Annotated in this window: 10 protein-coding genes; 6 read left to right on the top strand and 4 right to left on the bottom strand. The window is 67.0% G+C overall.

Annotated elements, in window-relative coordinates:
- Nucleotides 1-308: 308 nt before the first annotated feature.
- Genes RTO53_RS12305 through RTO53_RS12315 form a run of 3 tightly spaced genes read left to right on the top strand, consistent with a single transcriptional unit; the run spans nucleotide 309 to nucleotide 4,084 of the window.
- A complete protein-coding gene (locus RTO53_RS12305; RefSeq protein ID WP_312238059.1) occupies nucleotides 309-2,126 on the top strand; it encodes an ATP-binding protein in 1,818 nt (605 codons plus the stop codon).
- A complete protein-coding gene (locus RTO53_RS12310) occupies nucleotides 2,123-2,563 on the top strand; it encodes a response regulator (RefSeq protein ID WP_312238060.1) in 441 nt (146 codons plus the stop codon). The genes RTO53_RS12305 and RTO53_RS12310 overlap by 4 nt, the downstream gene beginning before the upstream one ends.
- Nucleotides 2,564-2,566: 3 nt before the next feature.
- The gene (locus RTO53_RS12315; RefSeq protein ID WP_312238061.1) at nucleotides 2,567-4,084 is read left to right on the top strand and encodes an ATP-binding protein; all 1,518 of its coding nucleotides are present in this window, start codon (nucleotides 2,567-2,569) and stop codon (nucleotides 4,082-4,084) included.
- Between the two features lie 96 nt (nucleotides 4,085-4,180).
- Here RTO53_RS12315 and RTO53_RS12320 read toward each other — a convergent pair whose 3' ends face one another.
- Nucleotides 4,181-4,918 (bottom strand): 20S proteasome subunit A/B, encoded by a 738-nt coding sequence (locus RTO53_RS12320; RefSeq protein WP_312238062.1) that lies wholly within the window; start codon nucleotides 4,916-4,918, stop codon nucleotides 4,181-4,183.
- Between the two features lie 84 nt (nucleotides 4,919-5,002).
- On the opposite strand from RTO53_RS12320, the gene folK reads away from it, so the two are divergent.
- Entirely contained in the window at nucleotides 5,003-5,494 is a 492-nt protein-coding gene (gene folK, locus RTO53_RS12325; protein ID WP_312238063.1) for a 2-amino-4-hydroxy-6-hydroxymethyldihydropteridine diphosphokinase, read from the top strand.
- Nucleotides 5,495-5,634: 140 nt separating this feature from the next.
- Here the strand turns inward: folK and RTO53_RS12330 are convergent, their stop codons facing one another.
- On the bottom strand, nucleotides 5,635-6,372 hold the full coding sequence (locus RTO53_RS12330) for a pteridine reductase (protein WP_312238064.1): 738 nt from the start codon (nucleotides 6,370-6,372) through the stop codon (nucleotides 5,635-5,637).
- Between the two features lie 55 nt (nucleotides 6,373-6,427).
- On the opposite strand from RTO53_RS12330, the gene RTO53_RS12335 reads away from it, so the two are divergent.
- Together RTO53_RS12335 and RTO53_RS12340 are read left to right on the top strand one after the other, a co-directional pair.
- Nucleotides 6,428-7,612, top strand: coding sequence for a class I SAM-dependent methyltransferase (locus tag RTO53_RS12335; protein ID WP_312238065.1), 1,185 nt, complete (start codon nucleotides 6,428-6,430; stop codon nucleotides 7,610-7,612).
- A gap of 16 nt (nucleotides 7,613-7,628) precedes the next feature.
- Nucleotides 7,629-8,003, top strand: coding sequence for a VanZ family protein (locus RTO53_RS12340; RefSeq protein WP_312238066.1), 375 nt, complete (start codon nucleotides 7,629-7,631; stop codon nucleotides 8,001-8,003).
- Nucleotides 8,004-8,160: 157 nt separating this feature from the next.
- On the opposite strand, the gene RTO53_RS12345 is transcribed toward RTO53_RS12340, so the two are convergent.
- Together RTO53_RS12345 and RTO53_RS12350 are read right to left on the bottom strand one after the other, a co-directional pair.
- Nucleotides 8,161-10,497 carry a family 20 glycosylhydrolase gene (locus tag RTO53_RS12345; protein WP_312238067.1) on the bottom strand — a complete coding sequence of 779 codons (2,337 nt, stop codon included), beginning with the start codon at nucleotides 10,495-10,497 and terminating at the stop codon, nucleotides 8,161-8,163.
- Between the two features lie 94 nt (nucleotides 10,498-10,591).
- On the bottom strand, nucleotides 10,592-10,965 hold a 374-nt coding region (locus RTO53_RS12350; RefSeq protein WP_312238068.1), incomplete at its 5' end, for a TonB-dependent receptor.

Consider the following 10,965-nt stretch of genomic DNA (forward strand, 5'->3'; position numbering starts at 1 on the left):
TAAAGGAGGAGGGGGCGGCCGCAGGCCGACGCCGGGGGACATTCGCCGGAAAGGGTATAGGGCCCCAGCGCCCAATCCACCGACCACTGCGGGAAGGGTCAGTAGTCAGTCTTATGTACGCCCATCGGAAGAGAGAAGCGTCCCGGCACTGGCGATGCGGCTTTTCTAAACTGTTCATGAAATCAGACTAGCCCTATTCACAATGTGCTGCGGTATATTCATGGCTTCGCCCGCGTCGACGTGCCAAGCAAGCCAAGGCCGCTGCGTTGGGCACCGCCGGTTACGGCACCGTGAGTTGAAGAGGGCATATGGCGCTGGTTTTCAGTGATGACGTCTGGGATCGCTGGCGCTTGCCGGCACTGACCCTGGCCGCCGTGGCCATCATCGTGGTCCCGTGGCTGACCCTGCGGAAGCTGTCCGAAGAAAATATCGACGCCATGCGCTGGGTGACCCACACCCAGGACGTGGGCGTGGCGGTGTACCAGTTGCAGGCCGATGTCCGCGATGTGGAATCGGCCGCGCTCACGATGTCCAAAGGTATCGACGCACCGGGCCTGCGCGAGCGTCTGGGCCAGGCCAAGGACATCCCGCAGCGCCTGCAGCGGCTGACCGACCTGACCCGCGACAATCCCGAACAGCTGGTCCGCATCGGCCGCATCCAGTCCATGGTGGAACGACGCATGGAACTGGCCAGGCAGCTGGCACGGTCGGCACCGGATTCGGACCAGCGCGAACTGGTCAAGGACCTCACCACCCGCTACCCGATCCGCAAACTGATCGAAGAACTGCAGGCCACGGAAGAAACGCTGTTGGCACGGCGCAACGAGGTATTCCAGAAACAGCAGCGCCAGGGCGAGTTCGTGTCCTGGTCGGCGCTGCTGGTGCAGCTCTCGCTGCTGGGCCTGGTGCTGTGGTTGCTGCATCGCCAGATCAATCACCGGGCCAGTGCCGAGAAGGCCTCACAGCGCTCTGCCGCGCGTGCTGCCTCGGTGTTGAACACCGTACGTGAACCGATCGTGCTGCTCGACCGCGAGCTGAAGGTGCAGCTGCACAACCCCGCGTTCGCCGAGCTCTACGGCCTGGACGAATCCAGCACCGAGATCCGCAGCCTGGACAGCATCGGCGACGGCGCCTGGAAAGATGCGGTGGTGCGCCAGCGCCTGACCGATGTGCTGCTGCGTGGCCGCGAGTTGTGGGATTACGAACACGAACAGCGCACCGCCGACGAGCAGGTGCGCACCATGCTGATCAATGCCCGGCGCATGCCGCTGCCGGACAAGGACGATGAAGTGGTGCTCATGACGGTCAGCGACGTGACCGTGCAGCGCGCCGTGCAGCAGCGCGTGGAAGAATTGAACCGGCAGCTGGAAGGCAAGGTCGAACAGGTGTCCGAAGTGAACCGCGAGCTGGAAGCCTTCAGCTACTCGGTGTCGCACGACCTGCGCGCGCCGCTGCGCCACGTCGCCGGTTTCTCCGACAAGCTCACCCGGCATCTGGGCGACCAGGCCGACGAGAAATCGTTGCACTACCTCGGGGTGATCTCCAACTCGGCACGCCGCATGGCCGCGCTGATCGACGACCTGCTGGTGTATTCGCGGTTGGGTCGGGCGGCGATGCGGATGCAGGCGGTGGACATGCAGTCGCTGGTGGCCGACACCCGCGCCATGCTGGATGCCAACCTGCAGAGCGAGGCCGAGGAAACCGGCGTGCGTCGCCACGTCGAGTGGAAGATCGCGCCGCTGCCGATCCTGGTCTCCGATGAGAACATGATGCGCCAGGTGTGGTTGAACCTGCTGGGCAACGCCCTCAAGTATTCGTCCAACCGCGACCCGGCCCGGATCGAGGTCGAGTACCAGCAGCAGCCCGATGGCGGCCACCTGTTCACCGTGCGCGACAACGGCGCCGGCTTCGACATGGCCTACGCCGGCAAGCTGTTTGGCGTGTTCCAGCGCCTGCACAAGGCCAGCGACTACCCCGGCACCGGCATCGGCCTGGCCAGCGTGCGCCGCGTCCTGACCCGCCATGGCGGCCGCATCTGGGCCGAGTCGGCCGTCGATGCCGGCGCCACGTTCCACTTCCTGCTTCCTCCTGCGCTCGACGCAATCAACAAGGGCTCCGCCGCATGACCGCACTCCGCACCATCCTCCTCGCCGAGGACAGCCCTGCCGACGCCGAGATGGCCGTCGACGCCCTGAAAGAGGCCCGCCTGGCCAACCCGATCGTGCACGTCGAAGATGGCGTGGAGGCGATGGACTACCTGCTGCGCCGTGGCGCCTTCGCCAACCGCGAGGAAGGCCTGCCGGCGGTACTGCTGCTGGACATCAAGATGCCGCGCATGGACGGCCTGGAAGTACTGCGCGAAATCCGCAACACCGACGAGCTCAAGCGCCTGCCGGTGGTGATCCTGTCGTCCTCGCGCGAAGAAAGCGACCTGGCCCGCAGCTGGGACATGGGCGTGAATGCGTATGTGGTCAAGCCGGTGGACGTGGACCAGTTCTTCGGTGCGGTGCAGACCCTGGGCAAGTTCTGGGCCGTCATCAACCAGGCGCCGGAGATCGAGTAAGCCATGCCGCTGACTGGCCCGTCCCTGGGTATGCTGCGCGTCCTGCTGGTGGAAGATTCCGCCGAGGACGCCGAACTGATGTGCGAGCAGATGCTCGATGCCGGCCTCGAAGCAACGTTCGAGCGGGTGGAGAGCGCCAGCGAGCTGCGCGAGGCGTTGAGCCGTTTCTCGCCGGACATCGTGTTGTCCGACCTTGCCATGCCCGGTTTTTCCGGCAATGAAGCGCTGCAGATCGTGCGCGGCTGGCATCCGGATGTGCCCTTCATCTTCGTGTCCGGCACGATGGGTGAGGAAAACGCGGTGGCCGCGCTGCACCAGGGCGCCAACGACTACATCATCAAGCATCAGCCGGCGCGGTTGCCGTCGGCGGTGGCGCGCGCGGTGCGCGAGTCGCGCAGCAGCATGGACCGCCAGCGGGTGGAAGCCGAGCTGATGCGTGCCCAGCGCCTGGAAAGCCTGTCGCTGCTGGCCGCCGGGCTCAGTCACGACCTGCGCAACATCCTGCAGCCACTGCTCATCATGCCGGACCTGCTCAAGGCGCGGACCCAGGACCCGCAGCTGCACCACCTGGCCGACATCATCGCCGAGTGCGGCCGCCGCGGTCATGAGATGGCCGAGTCGATGCTGTCCTTCGTGCGTGGCTCGCGCAAGCCCAGCGAACAGATCTGCATCGCGCACCTGTTCGAGGCGGTGGAGCTGCTGCTGCGCAGCAACCTGCCGGCCAAGGTCAGCCTGCACCTGGACGTGGCCGATGACGACCTGGCCGTGGATGCCAACTACACCGAACTGCAGCAGGTGCTGTTGAACCTGTCCTTGAACGCGATCCAGGCGATGCCCAACGGCGGGCGACTGACCCTGCGCGCGGCGGCGGACCGCGATGGCCAGGGCGAGGAATGGCTGCGCATCTCGGTGACCGACGAAGGCACCGGCATGGATGCGGAGACGTTGTCGCATCTGTTCAACCCCTTCTTCACCACCAAGGCCAACGGCACCGGCCTGGGGCTGATCTCCTGCAAGCGCATCGTCGAAGGCGTGCACGGCAGCATCCACGTGGACAGCACGGTCGGGGTCGGCACGCGTTTCGACCTGCTGCTGCCGATGCAGGAAGTGACCACCGACAGCGAAGCGGTGGATCAGCCGATTGCCGCCGGTACCGGCCAGTCGATCCTGGTGGTGGATGGCGAGGCCACGCGTCTGTCGCTGTTGGGCAATGCGCTGTCCAGCCAGGGCTATCACCTGCAGCTGGCCTCCGATGGCGCCGCGGCGCTGCGCTGGATGCAGCAGGAAGCGATGCCGGCGCTGGTGATCGCCGATGCCGGTTCCAAGCTGTTGTCGGCCAGCCACCTGCTGGGCGAAATGGCCGCGCTGGGCTTCCGCGGGCCGGCGCTGGTGCTGGAAGAGGCCGACGTCACCGTGCCACTGGCGGTGTTCCCGTCGACGATCAACGTGCACGTGCTGCGCAAGCCGCTGGAGATGCAGCAGGTATTCCGTTCGGTGGCCGAGGCGTTGGAAACCGCCTGAGCCAGATGGGCGACGGGGTAGGGCCGGCCGCTGGCCGGCGCTCCACGTCCCCGCCACGCATCGTCCGGTTGCCGGCCAACGGCCGGCACTACCGTTTCAGGCGTCTTCCCACGGAAACCTGGGCAGGGTGGTCACCGCCTGCTCCAGCTTGTGCGACCAGCTGCCGTGGATCTGCGCATACAGCGGGCTGTCGCCGGCCAGGCGCATGCGCTGGCTGATGCGCAGGTCATCCTTGCGGATCAGGACCAGATCCACCGGCAGGCCCACCGACAGGTTGGAGCGGATGGTCGAGTCCAGCGACACGATCGCCGTGCGCGCGGCATCTTCCAGCCGCGTCTGCGGGCGCAGGATGCGGTCGAGGATCGGCTTGCCGTACTTGGATTCGCCGATCTGCAGGAACGGGGTTTCCGGCGAGGCCGAAATCGCGTTGCCGAGTGGGTAGATCATGTACATGCCCGGTTGCTCGCCGGCGATCTGCCCGCCGAGGATCAAGGTGGCCTGGGTGACGATGCCATCCTGGCCGGCATCCTGCGAGGTGGCCTTGACCTGGCTGTCCACCAGCACGCGGCCGACATACTCGGCCACTTCGAACAGGTGCCGGTAGGCACGCAGGTTCTGCTCGCGCGCTTCCTCCACGTCGCGACGCAGGCGCGAGACCAGCAGCTGGGTGGTGGCAAGGTTGCCGGCGGCCATGATCACGAAGGCGGCCTGCCCGGGAAACTCGAATTCATGCAGCTTGCGATGCACCCGCACGTCGTCCAGCGAGGCGTTGGTGCGGGTATCGGCGGCGAAGACCAGGCCCTCGTCCACCTCGATGCCGACGCAATAGGTCATGTCGGTGTCCTATGATGTGCACTCCGATTCTATGCGCAGGCCATGTTGGTCCCGTGTGGATTCGCCCCACGCACGCTGAATACCATGACCACTGTGCTCCTGAGCCTGGGCAGCAACCTGCAGCCGCAACAGCATCTTCACGCCGCGGTGGAGGCGCTGCGCGCGCGCTTCGGCGCGATCGCGGTCTCGCCGGCCTACCGTACCGCCGCAGTCGGCTTCGACGGGCCGGATTTCCTCAACAACGCGGTGGCGATCGAGACCGATCTGCCGCTGGAGGCCCTCGATGCCTGGCTGCATGCGCTGGAAGACGCACACGGCCGCGACCGCAGCGGCCCGCGTTTCTCGGACCGTACCCTGGACCTGGACGTGGTGTTCTACGGCGACCTGATCGTGGAAGGCCCTGGCCACCTGCGCATCCCGCGCCCGGAACTCAAGCACGCCTTCGTGCTCAAGCCGTTGGCCGACATCGCCCCGGACTTCATCGACCCGGTCAGCGGCCTGACCCTGGCCGCGCTGTGGCGTGCCCACCGCCAGTACGGCGAGGCGTTCGACACGATGGAATTGTTGCCCGGGTAACCGGCTGTGCCCGCCGCCGGCCGGCAACCGTGCCCCGGGTAGTGCCCGCCGCCGGCCGGCAACCGTGCCCCGGGTAGTGCCGGCCGTTGGCCGGCAACCCAGCGGTGCCAGGTGCCTGCGGAGCCGGCCAACGGCCGGCACTACGACAGCGTCCGCCCGCCATCCACGCGCAGCGTATGCCCGGTGATGAAGGGTGCATCGGTGACCAGCCAGTACACCGCCTCGGCGACCTCCTCCACCGTGCCGGTACGCGCCAGCGGGGTGCGCAGCAGCAGCGCCTGCTGGGCGAAATCATCCTTGCCCTGCTCCGGCCATAGGATCGCGCCGGGCGCTACCGCATTGACCCGCACCTTGGGCGCCAGTTCCAGCGCCAGTGAGCGGGTGATCATTTCCAGCGCCGCCTTGGCCGCGCTGTAGACCGGGTGGTCGCGCATCGGCTGGGTGCCGTGCAGGTCGGTGAGGTTGACGATGCAGCCCAGGTGGCGGCGCAGCTGCGGCGCGGCGGCCTGGGCCAGCAGCAGCGGCGCGCGCGCGTTGACCGCGAACAGATCGTCCCAGTGTTCGGCGGTGATCTGGCCGAGCAGGGTGGGGTAGAAGTTGGAGGCGTTGTTGACCAGCGCATCCAGCCGCCCGAACTGGGCCACGGTCTGCTCGACCAGATCCGGGATGGCGTCTGCGTCGCGCAGGTCGGCCTGCAATGCCAGCACGCTGCCGGGGCGCAGCATGTCCAGGTCGAAGGCCATCTGCTGCAGCTCGGCGGTGGAGGTATGCGCGTGCAGCACCACCGACCAGCCACAGGCATGGAACTGGCGGGCGATCGCCGCGCCGATCCGGCGCGCGCTGCCGGTGATCAGCACGACGGGTGCGGTATCGGTCATCGGGGGTACTCCGTGCTCGGCTATGCTGTGCATTGTCACCGCAATCGCCCGCACCATGCATTCTCCACTGCCCACCCCCGATATCGACGCCCTGGCCCACAGCGACCAGCTGGCTGCGGCGCTGCGCGCCGAAATCCTTGGCAATGGCGGCGCCATGCCGTTCGCCCGGTTCATGGAGCTGAGCCTGTATACGCCGGGATTGGGGTATTACAGCGCCGGTGCGAGCAAGTTCGGCGAATCCGGCGACTTCACCACCGCCCCGGAACTGGGCCCGCTGTTTGCCGCCACCGTGGCCAATGCGATCGCCCCGGTGATGCAGCAGCTGGGCCCGCAGGCGCGCTTCATGGAGCTGGGCGGCGGCAGCGGCGCGTTCGCCGAGGTGCTGCTCAAGCGCATGCTGGAGCTGGACGCGCTGCCCGAACGCTACGCCATCCTGGAACCCAGCGCCGACCTGCGCGAGCGCCAGCGCGAGCGACTGCAGAAGACCCTGATCGGCCCGGTGTTCGATCTGGTGGAGTGGCTGGACGGTCCGTTCGAGGATGACTGGGACGGCATCGTGTTCGCCAACGAGGTGATCGACGCACTGCCGACGCCGCGCTTCCTGGCCCGCGACGGCATGGTCTATGAGGAAACCGTGGAGCTGGATGCCGACGGCGCGTTCATGCGCGGCGCGCAGCCGGCCGATGCGATGCTCAGTGCGGCCGTGCGCCATGTCGAGCAGTACCGCGACAAGCCGTTCGCCGATGGCTACCGTTCCGAAGTGCTGCCGCAGCTGCCGTACTGGATCCAGGCCGTGGCCGGCGGCATGCAGCGCGGCGCGATGCTCTTCATCGACTACGGCTACCCGCGGGGCGAGTACTACCAGGACGAGCGCGATGACGGCACCGTGCGCGCGTTCTACCGCCACCAGGTGCACAACGATCTTTACCGCTGGCCGGGCCTGCAGGACCTGACCGCCTCGGTGGATTTCACCGCGCTGGCCGAGGCCGGCACCGGTGCCGGGTTCGAGCTGGCCGGGTACTGCACCCAGGCCAGCTTCCTGCTGGGCAATGGACTGGATGCGCTGCTGGCCAAGGCCGAGGCGCGTGTGGACGAGTTCGGCAAGGTGCGCCTGCGTGACCAGGTCAAGAAACTCACCCTGCCCACCGGCATGGGCGAGCGCTTCCAGGTGATGGGGTTCCAGCGTGATGTCGAATTCGAGCCCGCCTTCCTGCTCGGCGACCTGACCTGGCGCCTCTGAGATGACCGCGACAGGGATGTTGAAGCCGCTGCGCTGGCCGCGCGTGTGGCTGGGTCTGTGGTGGCTGGCGATCGCGGTGACCATCACCGTCTGCCTGATTCCGCCGCCGCCGCTGGACCTGCCCCAGAACAGCGACAAGGTGGAGCACTTTCTTGCCTACTTCCTGTTGGCCGGTTCGGCGGTGCAGATCTACCGCACGCGCGCGGCGTTGCTGTGGGCCGGCGTCGGCCTGGTCGGGCTGGGCATCGGCATCGAATTCCTGCAGGGCGCGTTGACCGACAACCGCATGGCAGACCCCATGGACGCGCTCGCCAACAGCATCGGCGTGATCGCGGGCATGGCCATCGCACTCACCCCGTTGCGCAACCTGCTGCTGCACCTGCGCGGATAGCATCGGTCATGCCGGCCATTGGCCGGCAACCAGACGATGCAAGCCCGGTAATGCCGGCCGTGGGTCGGCAACCAAGCGGTGCAAGCCCGGTAATGCCGGCCGTGGGTCGGCAACCAAGCGATGCAAGCCCGGTAGTGCCGACCGTTGGTCGGCAACCTCAGCGAGGCACCAGCGTCAACGCATCCAACACCCACATCGTCGGCCGCGTATCCCCGGTGAAGCGCACACACAGATCCTGCGTGCCCTTCACCGAGCGCGGCAGTGCTGCGTCCAACGTGATGAACCCATCCGCACCGGGCTTGGCCGGTAGCTTCACCGTGGCCAGCGGCGTGCCATTGCAGCTGCCGTTGAGCACGTCCATCTCGCCGTGCGCACTGCGTGCGGGGCTGAACTTCCGTTGCGGTTCGTCGTGGGCCAGCTGGAAGTAGTACGGAATCTGGCCGGCACGTACGCGCACCCTGGCGATGCCGTCGACATCGGCGTCCTTCCACAACCAGCAAGGATTGAAGATGTTGACGTTGAAGATCGCGCGTGGGCCATCGGCCGGGCCATCGTCTTCCAGCCGCAGCAACAGCTTGCCTTCGCCTGGGCACATTCCCAGCTGCTCGTCGCTGCGGCTCAGCAGCGACGTGGCGGTGAGGTCGAAGCGGCTGGCCGCGCTGGCCAGTGCCTTGCCGTCGAAGAACGTGGCCGCCTGCAGGGTGACCGGCAACGGCTGGGTCAGCGGCGTGGTGTAACGCGGCGACTGCGCGGTGACCGGGCTGCCATCGGTGCTGTAGTGGATGTCATAGCCCAGCGGCGTGTGCAGCGCCAGCGTCGCGGTACCGGCCTTGCGGTCGTCGCGGCTGTCCAGTTCCACCTGCAGCGGCGTCTGCGCGTAGGCGATGCCCATGGCCTGCCAGCGCTGCAGCTGGTTCGGCAGGCGTGCCAGGAAATCGGCGTAGTCGCGACGCTCGCGCGGCGACCAGCCGGTTTCGGCCACGGCGGCCAGGCGCGGGAACAGGTTGTGCTGCAGGCGCGCGTAGCTGCGGGTGTGCTCGGTGAACATGTTGGCCTGCAGGCCGAGAATGTGCTGCTGCTTGTCTTTGGCCAGCGCCTCGGGCACCGGCTCGAAGCCATATACGCGGCCCAGCGGCGTGGACAGCGGGCGGCCCGGTGGTTCGTTCGGCGAGGTGGTCTGCAGGTAGTCCATGTACATGTCGGTGACCGGCGACATCACCACGTCGTGGCCTTCGCTGGCCGCCTTCAGGCCGCCTTCGGTGCCGCGCCAGGACATCACCGTGGCTTCCGGCGGCAATCCGCCCTCGAGGATTTCATCCCAGCCGATCAGGCGGCGGTCGTGCTGCTCCAGGAAAGTCTCCAGGCGCTTGATGAGGTGGCTCTGCATTTCCATTTCATTGCCTGCGCCGACCTCGCGCATGCGGGCCTGCACGCGTGCCGAGGCTTCCCACTGGTCCTTGACGGCTTCGTCGCCGCCGACGTGCACGTACTTGGCCGGGAACAGGGTGATCACTTCTTCCAGCACGTTTTCCAGGAAGGTGAAGGTGCTTTCCTCGGTATTGAACAGGTTGGGGAATACGCCCCATTCGCTGAGCGGTTTCAGCGGCGTGTCCAGCGTACCCAGTTCGGGGTAGGCGGCGATGGCGGCGGTGGCGTGGCCGGGTACGTCGATTTCCGGGATCACCTGGATATGCCGGGCGGCGGCATAGGCGATCACCTCGCGGATCTGATCCTGGGTGTAGAAACCGCAGTACGGGCGCTCGGCGCCGGTGACCGGGTCGCGGCCGCCATCGCCGGCCGGAATGCGACAGCTGCCGATCCCGGTCAGTTTGGGATAGCGCTTGATCTCCATGCGCCAGCCCTGGTCATCGGTGAGATGCCAGTGGAAGGTGTTGAGCTTCTGTTCGGCCATCGCGTCGAGCACGCGCTTGATCTCGTCCAGGCTCTGGAAGTGGCGCGCCGAATCGAGCATCAGGCCACGCCAGCTGAAACGCGGTGCATCGTCGATGCGCAGCGCCGGCAGGACGCCGTTGCTGCCGCCGCTGAGCAGTTGCGACAGGGTGGCCGCACCATAGAACAGGCCGGCCTCGGTGGCCGCCTGCACGGTCACGCCGTCGCGGCCCGAGTGCAGCTGGTAGCCTTCGGCGCCGGTTTTGAGTGTGCGGTTCAACACGAAATGGATGCCGTTGCCGCCGCGCGCGCCGGCCACGTTCAACACCGGGCCGCCGCTGTCGCGCAGCAAGGTGGTGAACTGGGTAGCCACGCGTTGCGCGGCCTCGCCCTTGGCCCACACCGGGGTGCTGGCGACCACGCTGAAGCCGCTGCCGCCGAGGCGTTCGACCTTGGCCGGCGCCGGCATCAACGGCAGTGAGCCGGGCAGGGCGCGGGGGCCATCGGTGGCCTGGGCATCGGCGGCGTGCGCGAGCGGTGCCAGGGACAGGGCCAATGCGAAGGAGAGCAGTGACAGCGAGGTACGACGGGTGCGGGTCTGCATCGGGTCATTCCTGTGTTGCGAATCGGGTTCCACCTGTGAAAACGGGCCCGGAGATCCGGGCCCGTTTCAGGTGTGCAGCATAGTGCTATGGCAATCAGAACTTGAAGTGCACGGTGGCCATGTAGCGGCGGCCGCTCTTGTAACGCGAGGCCAGGTGGTCCTTGTCGCCCAGGTACTGGAAGTACTCTTCGTTGAGCAGGTTCTGCGCGTCCAGCGTCAGCGACCAGTTCTCGTTGAAGGTATAGCCGAAGCTGGCGCCGAGTTCGGCGTAGTCGTCCACGCTGGCCGGGGCCGAACCTGCGACGTAGCCGCCGGCCAGGTAGCTGTCACGCCAGTTGTAGGTCAGGCGTGCGTTGATCGGGCCCTTTTCGAAGTACGGGCTGAGCGCGATCGAGTTGCGCGACTGGTACGGCAGCGGATCACCGGAGTTGTTTTCGCCGTTGGCGTAGGTGTAGTTCGCCGTCAGGC

Origin of the sequence: Stenotrophomonas sp. (assembly GCF_031995405.1) — a bacterium.
Lineage (GTDB): Bacteria > Pseudomonadota > Gammaproteobacteria > Xanthomonadales > Xanthomonadaceae > Stenotrophomonas.

Excerpts from the sequence above, each read along its gene's own strand:
- RTO53_RS12305 (WP_312238059.1), top strand. The coding sequence starts at position 309 with ATGGCGCTGGTTTTCAGTGATGACGTCTGGGATCGCTGGCGCTTGCCG.
- RTO53_RS12310 (WP_312238060.1), top strand. The coding sequence starts at position 2,123 with ATGACCGCACTCCGCACCATCCTCCTCGCCGAGGACAGCCCTGCCGAC.
- RTO53_RS12315 (WP_312238061.1), top strand. The coding sequence starts at position 2,567 with ATGCCGCTGACTGGCCCGTCCCTGGGTATGCTGCGCGTCCTGCTGGTG.
- RTO53_RS12320 (WP_312238062.1), bottom strand. The coding sequence starts at position 4,918 with ATGACCTATTGCGTCGGCATCGAGGTGGACGAGGGCCTGGTCTTCGCC.
- folK (WP_312238063.1), top strand. The coding sequence starts at position 5,003 with ATGACCACTGTGCTCCTGAGCCTGGGCAGCAACCTGCAGCCGCAACAG.
- RTO53_RS12330 (WP_312238064.1), bottom strand. The coding sequence starts at position 6,372 with ATGACCGATACCGCACCCGTCGTGCTGATCACCGGCAGCGCGCGCCGG.
- RTO53_RS12335 (WP_312238065.1), top strand. The coding sequence starts at position 6,428 with ATGCATTCTCCACTGCCCACCCCCGATATCGACGCCCTGGCCCACAGC.
- RTO53_RS12340 (WP_312238066.1), top strand. The coding sequence starts at position 7,629 with ATGTTGAAGCCGCTGCGCTGGCCGCGCGTGTGGCTGGGTCTGTGGTGG.
- RTO53_RS12345 (WP_312238067.1), bottom strand. The coding sequence starts at position 10,497 with ATGCAGACCCGCACCCGTCGTACCTCGCTGTCACTGCTCTCCTTCGCA.